The following is a 17,804-nucleotide window of genomic DNA, read 5'->3' as shown; positions in this document are numbered from 1 at the left end:
CGAGGGTGGCAAAAGGGGAGGGCAACTCCGGTGAACACCATCGACCGCCGCTTCAAGCGGATGAACCCGATCAGCGGCGAGGTGGCGAGCGAGGCGCCCGCCGCGCGGCCCGCCGACGCGATCGCCGCCGCGGACGCCGCCGCCGCCGCCTTTCCCCCCTGGGCCGCGCTCGGGCCGAACGCGCGCCGCGCCGCGCTCCTGAAGGCCGCCGACGCGCTGGCCGCGAAGGGCGACGACTTCGTCGCCGCGATGATGGCCGAGATCGGCGCGACCGAGGCCTGGGCGCGGTTCAACGTGATGCTCGCCGCCTCGATGCTGCGCGAGGCGGCTGCGCTCACGACCCAGGTCGCGGGCGAGGTCATCCCCTCCGACAAGCCGGGCTGCCTCGCCATGGCGGTGCGCGAGCCCGCGGGCGTCGTTCTCGGCATCGCACCCTGGAACGCGCCGGTGATCCTCGGCGTGCGCGCGATCGCGACCCCGCTCGCCTGCGGCAACGCGGTCGTCTTCAAGGCCTCCGAACTCTGCCCGCGCACGCACGGGCTGATCGTCGAGGCGCTCGCCGAGGCCGGGCTGCCCGAGGGGCTCGTCTCCGTCGTCACCAACGCGCCCGAGGACGCGGCCGAGGTGGTTGGCGCGCTGATCGACCATTCGGCGGTGCGGCGGATCAACTTCACCGGCTCGACCGCCGTCGGCCGGATCATCGCCGTCCGCGCCGCCCAGAACCTCAAACCCTGCGTGCTCGAGCTCGGCGGCAAGGCGCCCTTCGTGGTGCTCGAGGACGCCGATCTCGACGAGGCGGTGAAGGCCGCCGCCTTCGGCGCCTTCTTCAACCAGGGCCAGATCTGCATGTCGACCGAGCGGATCATCGTCGTCGACGCGGTCCACGACGCCTTCCTCGAGAAATTCGCCGCGAAGGCGAAGACCCTCGTCGCGGGCGACCCGCGCGAGGGCAAGTGCCCGCTCGGCGCCGTGGTGGACGCCAGGACCACCGAGAAGCTCGCGGGCCTCGTCGAGGACGCCACCTCGAAGGGCGCGACCGTGATTTCGGCGGGCGAGCCCGAGGGCGTGCTGGTTCCTGCCCGGATCGTCGCGGGCGTGACGCCCGGGATGCGGCTCTACTCCGAGGAGAGCTTCGGCCCGGTCGTCGCCGTCATCCGCGCGAAGGACGAGGCCGACGCGATCCGGATCGCGAACGACAGCGAATACGGCCTCTCCGCCTCGGTCTTCACCGGCGACGCGGCGCGCGGGCTCCGGGTCGCGCGGCAAATCCGCTCGGGCATCTGCCATGTGAACGGCGCCACCGTCCATGACGAGGCGCAGATGCCCTTCGGCGGCGTCGGCGCCTCGGGCTACGGCCGCTTCGGCGGCAAGGCCGGGATCGCCGAATTCACCGATCTGCGCTGGATCACGGTCGAGACCGAGCCCGGCCACTTCCCGATCTGACTTCCCGGCGCCGGACGTCCGGCGCCGCTCCTCAACCTTTTCGCTGCTCGCGGGCCAGGCTGGCGCCGCGCCGATGGAGACATGCCATGACCACCACGACCACCGCCCCGACCACCGACGTCGTCGCCTATACCGTCGAGGACGGGATCGCCTGGGTGAAATTCAACCGCCCCGAAAAGCGCAATGCGATGAGCCCGACACTCAACCGCCGCATGATGGAAGTGCTCGACGAGCTCGAATTCCGCGACGACGTGGGCGTCCTCGTGCTGACCGGCGAGGGCACCGCCTGGACCGCCGGAATGGACCTGAAGGAATACTTCCGCGAGACCGAGAAGGACGGGCTCAAGGGCGTCCGCAAGTCCCAGCGCGAGAGCTATGGCTGGTGGCGGCGGCTGCGCTGGTACCAGAAGGCGACGATCGCGATGGTCAACGGCTGGTGCTTCGGCGGCGGCTACGGGCCGCTCTTCGCCTGCGACCTTGCCTTCTGCGCCGACGAGGCGAAGTTCGGCCTTTCCGAGATCAACTGGGGCATCCTGCCCGGCGGCGGCGCGACCAAGGTCGCCGTGGAGCTGATGCCCTTCCGCCAGGCGATGTATCACGCGATGCTGGGCGAGCCGATCGACGGCCGGAAGGCCGCCGCCTGGGGCCTGGTCAACGAGAGCCTGCCGCTCGCGGATCTCAAGGGGCGCGTGACCGAGGTGGCGAAAATCCTGCTCGAGAAGAACCCGGTGACGCTCAAGGCCACGAAGGACGCGGTGCGCCGGGTCGGCGTCATGACCTATGACGAGGCGGAGGACTATCTCGTGCGCGCGCAGGAAGCGGCGAATTCCTACGACAACGACGGCCGCAAGGAAGGCATCCGCCAGTTCATCGACGAGAAGAGCTACAAGCCCGGGCTCGGCGCCTACGACAAGAGCAAGGCCCGCGCCTGAGCCGAGGGAAAGGAAGCCGCCCATGGATGACTGGATCGCTCCCGATCCGGTGGCCCTGCACGCGCTCGGCCGCCCGGAGAAACGCGCGCTGGCCGATCTCGCCAGCGGCCGCGAATGGACCTATGGCGCGCTCGACCGCGCCATCGACAAGGCCTCCGCCGCGCTCGCCGAACTCGGCCTCGCGCCGGGGGAGCGTCTGGCGGTGCTCGCGAGGAACTCCGCCGATCTCGTGATCGCCCAGCAGGCGGCGATGCGGATGGGCGCGATCTTCACGCCGCTGAACTGGCGGCTGGCGCCGGCCGAACTCGCGCCGATCCTCGCGGATTGCGCGCCGAAGCTCCTGCTGGGGGATGGCACGGTATCGGTCGAGGCGCCCGAGGGTTGCCGCGCGGTGAGCCTGGCCGATTTCGTCGCGGCGAGCGAGGCGACGGCGCCGGTTTCGCGCCGGCCGGAGCGCAAGGCGGGCGATCCCTGCGTGATCCTCTACACCTCCGGTACCTCCGGGGTCTCGAAGGGCGTGATCCTGACGCCCCGGACGCTCTTCTTCACCGGGGTCAACTTCGGCGTGCTCGGCGGCGTCTCGCATTCCTCGGTCTTCCTCTGCGAATCGCCGATGTTCCATGTGATCGGCCTCGTCACCTCGATCTGGCCGCCCTTCCTGCAGGGTGGGACCGTGCTCGTCTCTCCCGGCTTCGATCCGGCGGCGACGAACCGGCGGCTCGCCGATCCCGCGCTCGGGATCACGCATTACTTCTGCGTGCCGCAGATGGCCGAGGCACTGCGCCACGCCGAGGATTTCCGTCCCGACCGCTGGTCGCTCACCGCGCTCTTCACCGGCGGCGCGCCCAATCCGCCGGCCAACATCCGCTGGTGGATCGACCAGGGCGTGGCGATGGTCGACGGGTTCGGCATGACCGAGGCGGGAACGATCCTCGGCATGCCGCTCGAACCCGACCTGATCGCGACACATGCCGGGGGCGTCGGCTTCGCCGGGCCCGCGACGGCGGTCCGCATCGTCGATCTCCACGACCGCGACGTCCCCGACGGCACGGCGGGGGAGATCCTCGTGAAGGGGCCGAATGTCACGCCGGGCTACTGGAACCGGCCGGAGGAGCGGGCGCGCGCCTTCACTGAGGACGGCTGGCTCCGGACCGGCGACATCGCGCGGCGCGACGCGGACGGCTACATCGCGATCGTCGACCGGCGGAAGGACATGTTCATCTCCGGCGGCGAGAACGTCTATCCGGTCGAGATCGAGGCGGTTCTGGTCGAGCATCCGGGCGTGATGGAGGTCGCGGTGATCGGCGTGCCGGATGCGCGCTGGGGCGAGGTCGGCTGCGCCTTCGTCGTGCCGAAGCCCGGCGCCGGTCTGACGGAAGAGGAGCTCGCGCGCCATTGCGAGGCGCGGCTCGCCCGCTACAAGGTGCCGAAGGTCTTCCGGATCGAGGACCAGCTGCCCCGCACCGGAACCGGCAAGGTCCAGAAGCACCGGCTGCGCGAGGCGGTGCTGACGCCGACCGACTGACGCCGGACAACCACAAAGACTGCCAGGGAGGAACATCATGCGTACCCAGGTCGCGATCATCGGCTCGGGCCCCTCGGGGCTCCTGCTCGGGCGGCTTCTGACGCTCGCGGGGATCGACAACGTCATCCTCGACCGCGTCGGCCGCGACTACATCCTCGGCCGGGTGCGCGCGGGCGTGCTCGAACAGGGCATGGTCGAGATGATGCGCGAGGCGAAGGCGGCTGAGAAGCTCGACGCGGAGGGCCTGCCGCACGACGGGTTCGACATCGCGCTCAACGGCGCGCTCCACCACATCGACCTCGCCGGGCTCACCGGGGGCAAGCGGGTCACGATCTACGGCCAGACCGAGGTCACGCGCGACCTGATGGACAAGCGCGAGGCCGACGGGGCGCCGACGATCTACGACGCGGGCCACGTCATCCCGCGCGACTTCGGCGGCGCGCATCCGTGGATCTCCTACGAGAAGGACGGGCGCTCGCACCGGATCGACGCCGATTTCATCATCGGCTGCGACGGCTTCCACGGCGCCTCGCGCAAGGCGGTGCCGCCGAAGGCGATCGAGACCTTCGAGCGGGTCTATCCCTTCGGCTGGCTCGGGCTGCTGGCCGAGGTGCCGCCCGTCCGCCACGAGCTCGTCTACGGCAAGCATGCGCGGGGCTTCTCGCTCTGCTCGATGCGCTCGCCGACGCGCAGCCGCTACTACCTCCAGGTGCCGCTGACCGACCATGTCGAGAACTGGTCCGACGCCGCCTTCTGGGACGAGTTGCGCCGGCGGCTGCCCGACGAGGTGGCGGAGGCGGTGGTGACCGGCCCCTCGTTCGAGAAGTCGATCGCGCCCTTGCGCTCCTTCGTCGCCGAGCCGATGCGCTTCGGCCGGCTCTTCCTCGCCGGTGACGCCGCGCATATCGTGCCGCCGACCGGCGCGAAGGGGCTGAACCTCGCCGCCTCCGACATCCGCTACCTCTTCGACGGGCTGCGCGAGCACTACCTCGACCGCTCCCCCGCCGGGCTCGACGCCTATTCGGAACGGGCGCTGGCGCGGATCTGGAAGGCGGAGCGGTTCTCGTGGTGGATGACGACGATGCTGCACACCTTCGCCGAGGACGACGCCTTCGGCCGGCGCATCCACGACGCGGAACTGAGCTACACCCTCTCCTCCACCGCCGCCCGCGCCGCGCTCGCGGAAAACTACGTCGGCCTGCCGTACTGAGGATCCGCCCGAGCCGAGCCCGCGGCCGCCCGCATACAAGCGCGGCGCGCGGGTGTATGCTCGCGCCTCGAAGGGCGAGTCCGGAACGCGGAGGGGCTCATGGAACTGTCCGACTGCCAGGTCACCGTCCTGCTCCCGGTGAAGGACATTCACCGCGCGCGGGGCTTCTACGAGGGACAGCTCGGGTTCCCGCCCGGCGTGGAAAAGCCGGACGGAAAGGTCGTCTATCGTGGCGGCGGCGCCGAGATCGCCCTCTTCCCGCGGGAGGGCGGGACCAAAGCCGAGCACACGGCCCTCAGCTTCCGGGTCGGGGACATTCTCGCGGCGATCGCCGCGCTCGAGGCGCGCGGCGTCGTCTTCGCCGATTACGACCTGCCGGGTCTCAGGACCGTGGACCATGTCTGCGTCCTGGGGTCCGAGAAGGCCGCGTGGTTCTCCGACCCCGAGGGCAACATCCTCTGCCTGCACGAGGATCTCTCCGAGGAGCCCGGACAGGCCGGCATCCCGGAGCCTCGGGGGCTCTGACGGTTGCGTCGCGAACGCCGCGGGGGCGACCATGACCACAGGGAACAGGGAGCCGAAGACATGACCGACGTCCTTCTCACGGACCTCCGGGGCGCGCTCGGGGGCAGGCTGATCAGCCGCGACGACGAACAGGCCTTCGCGGCCGCGCGCGAACGCGGATGGAACCACGACCTCGCCCGGCGGGTGAACCCGCTCGGCTTCGTCGTCGTCGACGGCGTCTCCGACATCGTGGACGCCGTGAACTACTGCCGGGAGAACGGTCTCAGGGTGGCCGTGCGCGGCAAGGGGGCGCATTCGCCCTGGGGCATGATCGAGGACGCGATCGTCATCGACCTGATGAGGATGACCGCCGTGCGCGTCGATCCGGAGAGGAAGCTCGCCCATATCCAGGCGGGCGCCGACGGGGGCGACGTGGACCGCGAGACCGCGCGCCACGACCTCGTCTGCGTCACGGGCTCGGTCTCGCATACCGGTTTCGCGGGGGTCGCGCTCGGCGGCGGCATCGGCCATCTCAGCCGGTGGCTGGGGCCGGTGGTCGACAGCATCGTCGGCTACGAGATGGTGACCGCGCGGGGCGAGGTGGTCCGGATCGACGCCGCGAGCGATCCCGAACTCTTCTGGGGCATGCGCGGGAACGGCGCCAGCTTCGGCGTCGTCACCGAATTCGTCGTGAAGCTGCGCGAAATGCCGAATGGCGGGATCGTGCGAAGCGCGCCGATCCTCTGGCCCGAGGACAAGGCGCGGGAGGTCATGGCAGCCTGGATGAAGCGCGTCGCCGCCCCCGGCCGGCCGGATACCGAGACGCTCCAGCTCGTCCGGATGCACGCGCCCGATGGCGCCCCGGTCTGCGCCGTCGTGCCGCTGATCGTGGGCGCGGGCGGGGACGCGGCCCGGGACATCTGCGACGAGATCGCGGCCTATGCCGGCGGCGCGGTGGCGCGCCAGGATACCGAGATGCCCTATACCGCCCTCCAGACCGCGCTCGACGGGTTTTTCCCCTATGGCCGGAACTACTGGGACAAGGGCGTCTTCATCGACTGGGATCCGGGCGACGAGGGCGCGGTGGGGCGGATCATCGACACCATGGCCGAGGCCTGGGCCGCCAGACCCGCCTTCGCCCTGAAGGACTCGACCTTCCTGCTGATGATGGAGGTCGGCGGAGCGATCGGGCGCGCCGACCCGGCCTCGACCTCCTTCGCCGCGCGCGCCGGACGCCTGTGGGCGACGGCGCTCATCGCCTGGCCCGACGACGACGACGCCCAGAGAGCGGCGAGCAAGCGGTGGTGCGACGACATGGTGGCCGCGCTCGCGCCCTTCCACGCCTCGGCCTATGTGAACAACGCGATGCCCGCCAGCGACGCGGAGATGCGCGCCGTCTTTCCCGATGCGACGATCGCGCGCCTGCGGAGGCTGAAGGAGAAACACGACCCGGAGGGCCTGTTCAGGTCCGGCGCCTGGGACTACGCGGCGAACGTCTAGCCGGTTGGGCCGGGCGCCGGCCGCGCCGCCGCCTGGCGCCGGGCCAGGGGCGGAAGCCCGGCCGCGGCCACCGTCGCGAAGACGGCGCCGGCGAGGAAGGTTCCCTCCGCGCCGAAGGCCTCCCAGAGCGCCCCGGCGATCACGCTGGCGAGCAGCAGCGCGACGCCGGTGACGAGGTTGAACATCCCGAAGGCGGTGCCGCGCAGCTCCGCCGGGACGGCCTCGGCGACGAGGGCGGAGAGCAGGCCCTGCGTGAGGCCCATGTGCAGGCCCCAGATCAGGACCCCGAGCGCGAGGCCGCCGAGCCCGCCCGCGAAGGCGAGCACGAGATCCGCCGCGACCAGGAGGCAGAGCCCGAGGGCGAGCAGGCCGATCCGCCCGCCCCTGTCGGACAGGGCGCCGGCGGGCCAGGCCGAGAGCGCGTAGACCGCGTTCATGCCGACGAGGACGAGCGGGACCAGCATGAGCGGCAGCCCGCCCGCCTGGGCGCGCAGGATCAGGAAGGCCTCGCTGAAGCGCGCCAGCGTGAAGAGCGTGGCGACCGCGACGACCCACCAGTAGGTCGGGCCGAGAAGGCCGAGCTCCGCCCGCGACAGCGGCGCGCGCACGCGGCGCAGCCCCTCGGGCCGCGCGGGTTCGCGCACCGCGAAGAGAACGAGCGCGAGAGCGAGAAAGGCGGGAATGACGGCCACCCAGAACACGCTCCGGAAATCGTCGGAGAAGGCCCACATCAGCCCGATCGCCCCGAGCGGCCCCAGGAAGGCGCCGAAGGTATCGAGCGACTGGCGCAGCCCGAAGGCCGCCCCGCGCAGCCCCTCGGGTGCCAGATCGGCCACCAGCGCGTCGCGCGGCGCGCCGCGGATGCCCTTGCCCACCCGGTCGACGAACCGCGCGGCGATCAGCCAGCCGAGGGAGGGCGCCAGCGGAAAGACCGGCTTCGTGACCGCGGCGAGGCCGTAGCCGAGCGCCGCGAGCTCCTTCCGCCGCCCGATCCGGTCCGAAAGCGCGCCGGAAAACACCTTGGTGATCGCCGCCGTCGCCTCGGCGATGCCTTCGATCACCCCCACGGCCAGCGCCGTCGCGCCGAGGCCGACGGTGAGGTAGACGGGAAGCAGCGCGTGGATCATCTCGGAGGAGATGTCCATCAGCATCGACACGAAACCGAGCGCCCAGATCCCGGCGGGGAGGCGGCGCCAGGACGTCCGCGGGCGATCGGCGGCTCCGGTGTCTTCCTTCGTCAATCCGATCCCTCCGCGTTTCGCCCCGGCGCGGCCGCGCGGGGGGTTGCCCTCAGTCGGCCGACCAGTCCTCGACGTCCAGACCGGCGACCCGGGCGAACTCGCCGATGTTGTTCGTGATGAGCGTGAGCCCCCGCGCCTTCGCCTGACCGGCGATCAGCAGGTCGTAGGGACCGATCGGCGTGCCCCGCCGGGCCAGCTCCGCCCTGATTTCGCCGGCGACCCGCGCATCCTCGCGGTCGAGATCGAGGATGGCGAGGTCCGAGAAGAGAAGGCGGAGCGTTTCGAGATTGAACTCGACCTTCCGACTGCGATAGGCACCGTACCAGAGTTCATGCGCGACGACGGCCGAGACGGCGAGCGAGCCGGGCTCGGAGGCCTCGACGCGCCGGAGCAAGGCCGGGGACCGGCGCGTCAGCAGGGCGATGACGGCGTTGGTATCGAGCAGCCGGAGGCTCATCCGAACGCCTGGTCGAGATCGGGGCGCGACTGCTCGGCGGGCTGGTCACGCCCCTCGGCCAGGAAGTCCCCCCCGCGGTCGACGGCGGCGCGCAGCGCGGACCAGGGCCGGGCGGCGTTGGCGCGCGGACGCAGGATCACGGCGTCGCCTTCGCGCGAGACCTCGACCTCCTCCACCTCGAAGCGGAAGTCCTTCGGGAGCCGGACCGCCTGGGAATTGCCGGAGCGGAAAATCTTCGCGATGCGGGCCATGATGACCTCCATGGATATACCATTCCGTATATACGCTCAACGCGCATCCTCTTCAACGCGCGCATCTTCCCGGCAAGGCCCTTTCCCATCCCGCCGGGAATGCTCGAATTTCGCGCCGGATCGGGTACACTCCCCCGTGAGGAACCCGGTCGGCGGGAGGGCGGCATGCCGCGATTCGATCTGTCGAGACCCGCGGCCCGCGCCGCTTTCGCGCGCCCGCCGCTCTGGCTCGTCCTCGCGGCGGCGCTGCTGCCCGGCACCGGATCCGCCCAGGACGAGGCGCCCGCGCCCGATCAGCCGGCCGCCGCCGAAATCGCCGCCGGAATCGCCGTCGAGGCCGCCGACACGGGCGAGGCTCCGCCCGAGACGGATGTCGCGGATCTGCTGACCGACGACGAGCTCGACGATCTGGCGGCGCCGATCGCGCTCTATCCCGACGCGCTGCTCGCGCAGGTTCTGGTGGCGGCGACCTATCCGCTCGACGTCATGAAGGCCGACCGCTTCCTCGACGACCACGGGCAGGCGGACCAGAAGGAACGCGCCCGGCTGGTGGAGGCCGAGGACTGGGACGAGAGCGTGCGGACGCTCGCGGCGGGTTTCCCGGACGTCGTCGGCCGCATGGCGGACGAGGTCGAATGGACCGAGGATCTCGGCGATGCGATGCTCGCCCAGCCCGACGACCTCTTCGATTCCGTGCAGCGGCTCCGCGCCCAGGCCCGGGCGGTCGGCAATCTCGCCTCGAACGAGGCGCAGACCGTGGAGGCCGCGGACGAGCACATCACGATCGCCCCCGCCGACCCCGACGTGGTCTACGTGCCCTCCTACGATCCGGCGATGGCGTTCACGACGCCCACGACCCAGCCGACGGCCGTCTACGATCCCGGGATCTCCTTCACCAGCGTACTGACCACCGGCGCGATCGCCTTCGGCAGCGCGATGCTCATCGACGAGATCTTCGACGACGATGACGACTGGGACGACTACTGGCGCGGCCCGCCCCGGATCGACTGGGACGAGGACGCGGTCTTTCCGCGGCGCTCGGTCAATGTGAACGGCGACGTGAACATCGACGTCGACCGGGGCGGGCACCGTCTCGGCGACCGCGATGGCGATCAGCGGCGGCGCGCGGAGCAATGGAAACCCGACGCCGCGCGGCGCGACGCGGCGCGCGACCGGCTCGATGCGAAGGCGAAGGCGCCGGGTGGACCCGGCCGGCCCGCGCCCCGTGGCGGCGCCGACCGGGCGGCGGCGCGCGACAAGGCCGAGGCCAGGCTCAAGGCGCGGTCCGGCGGCAAGGCGCCTGCCCCGGCCAAGGACCGCCCCGCCCTCTCCAAGGCAAAGGCCAAGGCGGGCGCCAGGGGGAGTGATCACGCCCGGGCCGCCTCCGCGCTCAAGCCGGGCGGCGCGGGCGACGGCGTGGCCAGGGCGAAGAGCCGCGCCGGGACGAGCCTGAAGCAATCGCCGCGGAGGGAGCCGAAGGCGATCGCGAAGGCGCCGGCCGCGAAGAAGAAGGTTCCGCCGAAAAAGCCGCCGAAAAAGACCTCGGCGCTGAGGAAGCCCGATGTCAGCGCCGCGCGCTCCAGGGCCTCGATCAAGCGCGGCGGCAAGCACAGGCACTGAGGAGGGGATGATGCGAGCGATCAGGAGATGCGGTTCCGGAGCCCTGGCGCTCTGCCTCCTGGCCGGGCCGGGCGCCGCGGATCCGGCGGTCTTCGGCGCGCCGGAGGCCGCGGTCGAGTCCGTGATCGCGGCGCTGGAGGCGCGCGACGAAGCCGCGCTGATCGCGGTCTTCGGCCCCGAGAACGGCGATGTCGTGCTCACCGGCGACGCGGTGGAGGACCACCAGACCTGGAGCGAGTTCCTGCGCCAGTACCGCGCGCTGCGCCGGATCGACCGGGAGGGCGAGACCGCGACGCTGGTGATCGGCCGCGATCTCTGGCCCGTGCCGATCCCGCTCCGGCACACGGCCGCCGGCTGGTCCTTCGACGCGGGCGCGGCGCGGGAGGAGACGCGGCTGCGCCGGATCGGCCGCAACGAGCTCGACGTCATCGACCTGATGCGCGGCTACGACGCGGCGCAGGCCGCCTACCGGGCGATGGATCCGGACGGGGACGGCCTGCCCGGCTTCGCGCCGCGGCTGATCTCGAGCGCCGGGGCCCGGGACGGGCTCTACTGGCCGGACGCGCCCGGCGCGCCGGAAAGTCCGATCGGCGATTTCATGGCACGCGCGGCCTCCGACGGCTATTCCATCGACGGCGGCGCGGACGCGGAGCCCGATCCCTATCTCGGCTACTATTTCCACGTCCTGACCCGCCAGGGCCCGCACGCGCCGGGCGGGGCGATGGACTACATGGTCGGGGGCCACATGGTCGCCGGCCACGCGCTGATCGCCTTTCCCGCCGATTATGGCGAGAGCGGGGTGATGAGCTTCATGGTCGGCGAGCGCGGGGTTGTCTACGAGGCCGATCTCGGCCCCGATACGCTCGCGGTCGCCTCCGGCATCGACGCGTTCGATCCCGGCCCGGGCTGGACGCCCGTGCCGCCGGACGAGGAATAGGCCGCGCCGCCGGCCGACCGAGGGGCGCGCGGACTTGGCTTTCGACAATGGCGGACACATGTGCGAAGGAAGCGGAGAGGCGCCTTTCCGCCCCGGGTGGGCCGGGCGGGCGGCGCGGTTTCGCGAGGGGTCCCACGCGTCCGGCATGACCAGCACACCGCCGCCACGGCCCGATGGTCCCGCGCTCCGGTGATCGACGGACGCGAACGGGAATGGGCCGACTGGATGCGGCGCGCCATCGACGGGGACGCGGACGCGTACCGGCGGCTGCTGACGGCGATCACGCCGCGGCTGCGCGCCATGGCACGGCGGCGATGCGACCAGTTCGGCGCGCCGCCGAGCGAAGCGGAGGACGTGGTTCAGGAAGTGCTGCTCGCCATACATCTCAAGCGCGGGACCTGGGATCCGGCGCGCCCGCTCGGCCCGTGGCTCTCGGCCATCACGCGCAACAAGCTCATCGACAGCCTCCGCCGCCGCGGGCGCGTCGTGAACGCGCCGGTCGAGGATCTGATCGAGACGCTCGAGGCCGAGGAGACGGGTGCGATCACCGACCGGCTCGACGTCGAACGCGTGCTCGGCGGCCTGCGCGACCCGCAACGCGACATCGTGCGGTCGATCTCGCTCGAGGGCCGGGGGGTGCGGGAGACGGCGGAGCGGCTCGGCATGAGCGACGGCGCGGTGCGGGTCGCGCTGCACCGCGCGCTGAAGGCGCTGGCGGCGATCTACGGCAGGGAATCGCGATGAAGACCGACGACCTCATAGACCTGCTCGTCACCGACACCGGCGGCGCGACCCCGCTCGCCGGACGGATCCGCGCCGCCTTCGCCATCGGCGTCGCCTTCTCCGTCCTCCTGCTTCTCGCGACGATCGGCGCGCGGCCGGATCTCGTGGCCGCGCTCGCCACGCCGCGGGTGCAGTTCAAGATCGGCTTCACCCTGCTGCTCGCCCTCTCGGCCGGAGCGGTCGCCGCGCGGGCGGGCGTGCCGGGCGCGCGGCTCCGGGCATGGCCGCTGGCGCTCCCGGCGCTGGTGCTCGCGCTCGGCGTGGGGGCCGAACTGGTGGTCAGCCCGCCCGGGACATGGGGAACGCGGCTCGTCGGCGCGCACGCCGCCTTCTGCGTCTTCTTCATCCCGGTCCTCTCGATCGCGCCGCTCGCCGCGCTGATCCGGGCGCTGCGCGAGGGCGCGCCGGACAATCCGGGGCGCGCGGGCGCCTTCGCCGGTCTCGCGGCGGGCAGCCTCGCCGCGGCGATCTACGCCTGGCATTGCCCGGACGACAGCCCGCTCTTCGTGGCCAGCTGGTACGTGATCGGAATGGCGATCGTCACGGCCGCGGGCGGGATCATCGGCCGGCGCGCGCTGCGCTGGTGACGCGCTGGTCACGGGGCGTAATGCCGGGGGCCTTCGCGCCGTATGAGTCCCGGGGGCTTGTCCGCGGGATGCCATGGAGACCTCGGCGCTCATACGATTGCTGGCGGGGGACGCGAAGGTCCGGGAGCCGTTCGCCCGGGGCCTCCTCGGCGCCGCCGCGCTCTCCGTCGCGCTGACGGCGGGACTGTTCGCGCTGGCGCTCGGGCCCCGGCCGGATATCGCCGCCGCGATGGAGACGGCGCGCTTTCCCTTCAAGTTCGTGGTGACGGGCGCGCTCGCCGTGACGGCGTTTCACGCCCTGCTGCTGGCGGGGCGGCCGGAGGCGCGCTTCCACCTGGCACCCCTCCTCGCCGCGCCGCTGCTGCTCGCCGGCGCGGCGCTGGCCGAACTCGCGGTCACGCCGATGGCAAGCTGGCCCGCGCTCATGATCGGGGAGAACGCGGCGCTCTGCCTGACGCTGATCCCGCTTTTCTCCGCCGGGCCGCTCGCCTGCCTCATCCGGGTCTCGCGGCGCGGGGCGCCAGCCCGGCCGGGGCGCGCCGGCGCGCTCGCCGGACTCGCGGCGGGCGGCGTCGCGGCGTTCTTCTACGCGGCGAACTGCGTGGACGACAGCCCGCTCTTCGTCCTCGCCTGGTATCCGGTTGCCATCGGGATGGTCGCGCTCGCGGGGTATCTCATCGGCCGGCGCGCGCTCCGCTGGTAGCATGGCGCCACGGTTCGCTCCGGAACCAGCGCGTGGCATAGGCGACCGCGATCAGCACCGCGAAACCCGCGAGATTGGCCGCCGCCATCGCGCCCGCCCCCGTGGCGCCGCCGAGCCAGATGCCGAGCGCCTGCGCCGTCACCATGCCGGCCGCGAAGACAGCGAGCGACTGTTGTCCGACGACCGAGACGACGCGCACCACCGGCCCGCGCAGCGCCGCGCCGCCGGGGCCGACGGCATGGGCGGCGAGATAGGCGAGGGCGAGGAAATGCGCGTAGCGCAGCGGGCCGAAATCCGTCTTGTCGGTCAGCGGCGCAAGGGCGCGGGCGGCCTCGGCGAAGAGGGGATGCGCCTCGTACCAGCGCACCAGCGCGAAGGGCACGCTCGCCGCGAGGAAGATCCCGGCCGCCCAGGCGATGGCGGGACGGAAGCGCGGCGCGGGGATCCGGCCCCGCGCCAGGAAGAAGCCGGTGAAGAACAGGAGCTGCCATCCGAACGGGTTGAAGAACCAGCGCCGGTCCGAGAAGGGCTCGGCCGGGAGCGCGAGCCCGTGGCCCGCCGCGAGCCAGAGCCCCGCCATCAGCGCGAAGGCGAGGCCGATGTGGATCCGCGCGAGGAGAAGCATCGGCGGCACCAGCGTCAGGATCACCAGATACATCGGCAGGATGTCGAAATAGTTCGGCACATAGGTGAGCGTGAGCAACCCTCCGGCGAGCCGGCCGGGATCGGCGAGGAAGGGGCCGAGGTTCAGCGCATCGAGGTAGATCGTCCCGTCGGGCCGCGTCCCCGCGGCGGCGAGGAGCGCGAGGATCGCCACGAAGACGCAGACATGCGTCCAGTAGATCTGCCAGATCCGCCGGGCGACGCGCCCGACCAGCATCGCTGCGCCGGCCCGGTCGAAGGTCGCGCCATAGGCCAGCGCCGAGGCCATGCCGGACTGGAAGACGAACATTTCGGTCGCATCCGAGAAGCCGAAGCGCGCCGGGATCCAGAGCGTCCAGCTGTTGCCCGGGACATGCGCGATCAGGATGATGAACATGCCGAGCCCCCGGAAGAAGTCGAGCCGCGGATCGCGGATCCGCCGCGCGGGGAGCGCGGCGGGTTCGAGCGGGCGGGCGAGGTCAGAAGGCGCGTTCATAAGCATCGGCGTCGATCCCGCAGGCGATGAGCGTGAAGCCCGCGCGCGCCTCCGCCTCGCGAAGCGCGCGGGCGAGGGTCGGCGCGTCGTGCGCGGCGATGCCATGGCCGCCAAAGGCGCGGGCGACGGCGGGGAAATCGGTAGGCCCGAGCGCGACGCCGCGCGGCCCGAGGCCCGCCGCCGCCTGTTTCAGCGCGATGAGCGAGAGGGCGCGGTCCTGAAGCACGACGATGGTCACGGGCAGGCCGAGGTCGCGCAGGGTCGCGAGTTCCCCGATTCCCATTTCGAGCCCGCCGTCGCCCATTACCGCGATCACCCGCCGGCCCGGCGCCGCGACCGCCGCGCCGATCGCGAGCGGCAGCGCCGCCGCCATGGTGCAGAACCCCGCCGACTGGAGGAGCGTGAGCGGCCGGCGCGCGGTCCATTTCTGCGACATCAGGATCCGGTGCGCCCCGCTGTCGACGGTGACGAGCGCGTCGCCCGCCAGCGCGTTCAGCGTCTCGAACACCGCGTGGGGTCCCCAACCCTCCGGGCCCGCGAAGATCGCGGCGAGGCGGGAGCGGACCCGCGCGGGCCCGCCATCGGTCCAGAACGGCTTCGCCGTGACGCGGGGCGTCAGCGCGGAGGCGAGCGCGCCAAGATCCGCCGTCACTGCGAGTCCGACGGTGTGCATCCCGTGGTCCGCCGGCGCGGCGCTGACCGCGACGATCCGGCCGGGATCGCCGAGCGCGTCGAGCCAGCCCGCGCGCATCTCGATCGGATCGTAGCCGAGCAGGAGCATGAGATCGGCCCGGTCCACCAGTTCCCGCAGCGCCGCGTCGGCGCGGGGCGAGAGGCCCGCCGCGCCGAGCGCGGGCGCGCGGTCCTCGGGCAGGAGGCCCTTGGCCTTGTAGGTGGTGATGACCGGCGCGCCGAGTGTCTCGAGGAAGGCGCGCACGCATCCCGCCTCCGGATGCCGCGCCGCCTCGAAACCCGCGATCACCAGCGGCCGCTCGGCCCGGTCGATCCGGTCCGCGAGTTCGAGGATCACCGGATCGTCCGGCGCGATGCGAGGCGCCGCGGCTCTCGCCAAGGCCACCGGCCCCGGTTCCGGGGAGGCCGCCGCGGCGACTTCGGGGGAGAGGTCGAGATGCACCGGCCCCATCGGCGCGGCGGTGGCGAGCCGGATCGCACGGGCCACGACCGCCGCCGCGCCCTCCGGGCCGAGCTCGAAGGAGCCCTTCACCAGCGGCGCCAGCAGGCGGGCATGGTCGATCACCTGATGCGTGTAGCGGCCGCGCGTCGCGCGATCCACCACGCCGGAGAGCACGATGAGCGGCACGCGCTCCTGCGCCGCGTCCGCGATTCCGTTGACCGCGTTCGCGAGCCCGGGGCCAAGCGTCGTCACGAGAAGCCCCGGCCCGCCGGAGACGGTGCTCTCACCCGCCGCCATCAGCGCCGCCTGGGTCTCGTGCCGCGCGAGATGGAACGGGATGCCCGCGCGATCGAGCGCGTCGACGAGCGTCACCACCTCGCCGCCCGGCATTCCGAAGGCGGCGCGCACGCCATGGAGCGCCAGCGTCGCCGCCACCCGGTCGGCCACACGGCCCGGGTCGCGGGAAAGTGAGTTGTCGCGGCGGCCCGCCGCCCCGGATCCTGCGGCGCCCCCGCCCGGCGGATTGTCCCGATGCTCAAGCATGTTCTCGCCGCCTTTCTCCTCACGGCCCCGCCCGGCGTCGCCGAGGACGCCGTCCATCTTTCGCATGGAGACTACCGCATCGTCCTGCCCGATGGCCCCGCGCGCGGCGCCTATGTCTTCTTCCACGGCTACCAGGGGTCGGCCGCGCTGACCCTGCGCGACCAGCGGCCGCTCGTCGAGGTGGCGCGCGCCCATGGCCTCGCCTTCGTCGCCGTCGACGGGCGGGAGGGGCGGTGGTCGATGCCCCATGTCCCCGCCCCGGACCGCGACGATCAGGCCTTCATCGGCGAGGTTCTGGATGACCTCGCGCTGCGTCATGGCTTCAACCCGGGCGATACCGTGCTGGGCGGCTTCTCGCTCGGCGCCTCCCTCGCCTGGTACGCCGCCTGTTTCCAGGGGCAACGCTTCGCGGGAATGGTGACCTTCTCCGGCGTGTTCTGGTCGCCCCCGCCCGCCCCCGGCGACTGCGTCGCGGCGGTGCCGCCGACCGTGCATTTCCACGGCATCGCCGACCGGACCTTCCCGCTCGCCGGGCGCGCCATCGACGCGGCCCATCGTCAGGGCGATACGTTCGGGAGCATCGCCGTCCTGCGGAGCGCCGCCGGCTGCGACGTGGCGGGCACCCGGCCCGTCACGCTCGCCGGCCTGGTCTGCGAGACCATGGCGCCCTGCCGGCGCGGCCCGATCACCCTCTGCCTGCACCCCGGCGGGCACGGGACCGACGCCCGCCAGCTCGACGCGGGCCTGAGCGCGCTCGGCTTCTGAAGGGCTCACGCCCGCCGCCACGCGACCACATGGGCGGTGACGAGGCCGAAGAGCAGATGCCCGGCGAGCGAGGCCCAGGCGAGCGGCCCGAAGCCGAGGAAGGCCGGCAGACCCGCGAGGAGATGCGCCATCACGTAGAGCGCGAAGATCCAGAGGCCGACGCCGAAGCCCAGTCCGGTGAGGCTCACCGGCAGCCCGGGCAGCAGCCGGCGCTGCAGGGGCCGCGCGATGAAGAGGTAGCCGATCGGATAGAAGATCACGCCCACGCTCGCGTGGATGAGCTCGGCGAGCGGCCAGTTCTGGAAGCCGAACACCGACTGGACCAGCGCGGCCGGCTGCAGTGGGCCGCCGACGAGCAGCGGTGTGACGAAGCGGGCCCAGATCTCCCAGGCGACATCCGCCGCGGCGCCGGCGAGCAGGATGGTCTTGACGAGTTCGGCGTCGATCCTCGGAAACAGTGCCGGATCGTTCGGCAGTCCCGCGGGCGTTCCGGTTTCGGTCATCGGCATCGCAGGGATCCTTTCAAGCGC

18 protein-coding genes are annotated in these 17,804 nt (G+C 72.3%); 12 read left to right on the top strand and 6 right to left on the bottom strand.

From position 1 onward, the window contains the following. Positions 1 to 30: 30 nt before the first annotated feature. From FJM51_RS18520 to FJM51_RS18495, 6 genes are all read left to right on the top strand, one after another. Positions 31 to 1,443, top strand: a complete 1,413-nt coding sequence (locus FJM51_RS18520; protein ID WP_267901455.1) for an aldehyde dehydrogenase — start codon at positions 31 to 33, stop codon at positions 1,441 to 1,443. 86 nt (positions 1,444 to 1,529) lie between these two features. Next, entirely contained in the window at positions 1,530 to 2,375 is an 846-nt protein-coding gene (locus FJM51_RS18515) for a p-hydroxycinnamoyl CoA hydratase/lyase (protein WP_140455619.1), read from the top strand. 22 nt (positions 2,376 to 2,397) lie between these two features. Next, positions 2,398 to 3,900 carry an AMP-binding protein gene (locus FJM51_RS18510; protein WP_140455618.1) on the top strand — a complete coding sequence of 501 codons (1,503 nt, stop codon included), beginning with the start codon at positions 2,398 to 2,400 and terminating at the stop codon, positions 3,898 to 3,900. Between the two features lie 37 nt (positions 3,901 to 3,937). Next, positions 3,938 to 5,110, top strand: a complete 1,173-nt coding sequence (pobA, locus tag FJM51_RS18505) for a 4-hydroxybenzoate 3-monooxygenase (RefSeq protein WP_140455617.1) — start codon at positions 3,938 to 3,940, stop codon at positions 5,108 to 5,110. 99 nt (positions 5,111 to 5,209) lie between these two features. Next, a complete protein-coding gene (locus tag FJM51_RS18500) occupies positions 5,210 to 5,635 on the top strand; it encodes a VOC family protein (protein WP_140455616.1) in 426 nt (141 codons plus the stop codon). Positions 5,636 to 5,695: 60 nt separating this feature from the next. Next, positions 5,696 to 7,114: an FAD-binding oxidoreductase gene (locus FJM51_RS18495; protein ID WP_140455615.1), complete on the top strand. Its 1,419-nt coding sequence runs from the start codon at positions 5,696 to 5,698 to the stop codon at positions 7,112 to 7,114. Here the strand turns inward: FJM51_RS18495 and FJM51_RS18490 are convergent. The 3 genes from FJM51_RS18490 to FJM51_RS18480 are packed head-to-tail and all read right to left on the bottom strand — an operon-like array spanning position 7,111 to position 9,063. Beyond that, complete coding sequence (locus FJM51_RS18490) at positions 7,111 to 8,355, bottom strand: MFS transporter (RefSeq protein ID WP_233713180.1); 1,245 nt, start codon at positions 8,353 to 8,355, stop codon at positions 7,111 to 7,113. The two genes, FJM51_RS18495 and FJM51_RS18490, sit on opposite strands and share 4 nt — an antisense overlap. A gap of 49 nt (positions 8,356 to 8,404) precedes the next feature. After that, positions 8,405 to 8,812 carry a type II toxin-antitoxin system VapC family toxin gene (locus tag FJM51_RS18485; protein WP_140455614.1) on the bottom strand — a complete coding sequence of 136 codons (408 nt, stop codon included), beginning with the start codon at positions 8,810 to 8,812 and terminating at the stop codon, positions 8,405 to 8,407. Continuing rightward, positions 8,809 to 9,063 carry an antitoxin gene (locus tag FJM51_RS18480; protein WP_140455613.1) on the bottom strand — a complete coding sequence of 85 codons (255 nt, stop codon included), beginning with the start codon at positions 9,061 to 9,063 and terminating at the stop codon, positions 8,809 to 8,811. The genes FJM51_RS18485 and FJM51_RS18480 overlap by 4 nt, the downstream gene beginning before the upstream one ends. A gap of 165 nt (positions 9,064 to 9,228) precedes the next feature. Between FJM51_RS18480 and FJM51_RS18475 the strand changes: the two genes are divergently transcribed. From FJM51_RS18475 to FJM51_RS18455, 5 genes are all read left to right on the top strand, one after another. After that, a complete protein-coding gene (locus FJM51_RS18475) occupies positions 9,229 to 10,683 on the top strand; it encodes a DUF3300 domain-containing protein (RefSeq protein ID WP_140455612.1) in 1,455 nt (484 codons plus the stop codon). Positions 10,684 to 10,693: 10 nt separating this feature from the next. Then, positions 10,694 to 11,620 (top strand): DUF2950 domain-containing protein, encoded by a 927-nt coding sequence (locus tag FJM51_RS18470; RefSeq protein WP_181164628.1) that lies wholly within the window; start codon positions 10,694 to 10,696, stop codon positions 11,618 to 11,620. Positions 11,621 to 11,809: 189 nt separating this feature from the next. Beyond that, positions 11,810 to 12,364, top strand: coding sequence for a sigma-70 family RNA polymerase sigma factor (locus tag FJM51_RS18465; protein WP_210240337.1), 555 nt, complete (start codon positions 11,810 to 11,812; stop codon positions 12,362 to 12,364). Beyond that, positions 12,361 to 12,990, top strand: coding sequence for an NrsF family protein (locus tag FJM51_RS18460; protein WP_140455610.1), 630 nt, complete (start codon positions 12,361 to 12,363; stop codon positions 12,988 to 12,990). Before FJM51_RS18465 ends, FJM51_RS18460 begins: the two co-directional genes overlap by 4 nt. Positions 12,991 to 13,063: 73 nt before the next feature. Further along, positions 13,064 to 13,693 (top strand): NrsF family protein, encoded by a 630-nt coding sequence (locus tag FJM51_RS18455; protein ID WP_140455609.1) that lies wholly within the window; start codon positions 13,064 to 13,066, stop codon positions 13,691 to 13,693. Here the strand turns inward: FJM51_RS18455 and FJM51_RS18450 are convergent. Both FJM51_RS18450 and FJM51_RS18445 read right to left on the bottom strand, forming a co-directional pair. Continuing rightward, positions 13,665 to 14,837: an OpgC family protein gene (locus FJM51_RS18450; RefSeq protein ID WP_140455608.1), complete on the bottom strand. Its 1,173-nt coding sequence runs from the start codon at positions 14,835 to 14,837 to the stop codon at positions 13,665 to 13,667. The two genes, FJM51_RS18455 and FJM51_RS18450, sit on opposite strands and share 29 nt — an antisense overlap. Then, a complete protein-coding gene (locus tag FJM51_RS18445; protein WP_140455607.1) occupies positions 14,815 to 16,509 on the bottom strand; it encodes a thiamine pyrophosphate-binding protein in 1,695 nt (564 codons plus the stop codon). Before FJM51_RS18445 ends, FJM51_RS18450 begins: the two co-directional genes overlap by 23 nt. Between FJM51_RS18445 and FJM51_RS18440 the strand changes: the two genes are divergently transcribed. Further along, positions 16,498 to 17,274, top strand: coding sequence for a CE1 family esterase (locus FJM51_RS18440; protein WP_140455606.1), 777 nt, complete (start codon positions 16,498 to 16,500; stop codon positions 17,272 to 17,274). The genes FJM51_RS18445 and FJM51_RS18440 overlap by 12 nt on opposite strands. A 5-nt stretch (positions 17,275 to 17,279) precedes the next feature. Here FJM51_RS18440 and FJM51_RS18435 read toward each other — a convergent pair whose 3' ends face one another. Further along, positions 17,280 to 17,783 carry a hypothetical protein gene (locus FJM51_RS18435; RefSeq protein ID WP_233713179.1) on the bottom strand — a complete coding sequence of 168 codons (504 nt, stop codon included), beginning with the start codon at positions 17,781 to 17,783 and terminating at the stop codon, positions 17,280 to 17,282. Between the last annotated feature and the right edge of the window lie 21 nt (positions 17,784 to 17,804).

The sequence above is a fragment of the Amaricoccus solimangrovi genome, assembly GCF_006385685.1.
Classification (GTDB): Bacteria; Pseudomonadota; Alphaproteobacteria; order Rhodobacterales; family Rhodobacteraceae; genus Amaricoccus; species Amaricoccus solimangrovi.
Note: the sequence above shows the minus strand (reverse complement) of the source record. Positions and strands in the feature narration are given on the sequence as shown.

What these genes read in the sequence shown, in the direction of transcription:
- pobA (WP_140455617.1), top strand. Translation starts at nt 3,938, where the DNA reads ATGCGTACCCAGGTCGCGATCATCGGCTCGGGCCCCTCGGGGCTCCTG.
- FJM51_RS18450 (WP_140455608.1), bottom strand. Translation starts at nt 14,837, where the DNA reads ATGCTTATGAACGCGCCTTCTGACCTCGCCCGCCCGCTCGAACCCGCC.
- FJM51_RS18500 (WP_140455616.1), top strand. Translation starts at nt 5,210, where the DNA reads ATGGAACTGTCCGACTGCCAGGTCACCGTCCTGCTCCCGGTGAAGGAC.
- FJM51_RS18440 (WP_140455606.1), top strand. Translation starts at nt 16,498, where the DNA reads ATGCTCAAGCATGTTCTCGCCGCCTTTCTCCTCACGGCCCCGCCCGGC.
- FJM51_RS18515 (WP_140455619.1), top strand. Translation starts at nt 1,530, where the DNA reads ATGACCACCACGACCACCGCCCCGACCACCGACGTCGTCGCCTATACC.
- FJM51_RS18510 (WP_140455618.1), top strand. Translation starts at nt 2,398, where the DNA reads ATGGATGACTGGATCGCTCCCGATCCGGTGGCCCTGCACGCGCTCGGC.
- FJM51_RS18480 (WP_140455613.1), bottom strand. Translation starts at nt 9,063, where the DNA reads ATGGCCCGCATCGCGAAGATTTTCCGCTCCGGCAATTCCCAGGCGGTC.
- FJM51_RS18460 (WP_140455610.1), top strand. Translation starts at nt 12,361, where the DNA reads ATGAAGACCGACGACCTCATAGACCTGCTCGTCACCGACACCGGCGGC.
- FJM51_RS18495 (WP_140455615.1), top strand. Translation starts at nt 5,696, where the DNA reads ATGACCGACGTCCTTCTCACGGACCTCCGGGGCGCGCTCGGGGGCAGG.
- FJM51_RS18455 (WP_140455609.1), top strand. Translation starts at nt 13,064, where the DNA reads ATGGAGACCTCGGCGCTCATACGATTGCTGGCGGGGGACGCGAAGGTC.
- FJM51_RS18445 (WP_140455607.1), bottom strand. Translation starts at nt 16,509, where the DNA reads ATGCTTGAGCATCGGGACAATCCGCCGGGCGGGGGCGCCGCAGGATCC.
- FJM51_RS18435 (WP_233713179.1), bottom strand. Translation starts at nt 17,783, where the DNA reads ATGCCGATGACCGAAACCGGAACGCCCGCGGGACTGCCGAACGATCCG.
- FJM51_RS18475 (WP_140455612.1), top strand. Translation starts at nt 9,229, where the DNA reads ATGCCGCGATTCGATCTGTCGAGACCCGCGGCCCGCGCCGCTTTCGCG.
- FJM51_RS18470 (WP_181164628.1), top strand. Translation starts at nt 10,694, where the DNA reads ATGCGAGCGATCAGGAGATGCGGTTCCGGAGCCCTGGCGCTCTGCCTC.
- FJM51_RS18485 (WP_140455614.1), bottom strand. Translation starts at nt 8,812, where the DNA reads ATGAGCCTCCGGCTGCTCGATACCAACGCCGTCATCGCCCTGCTGACG.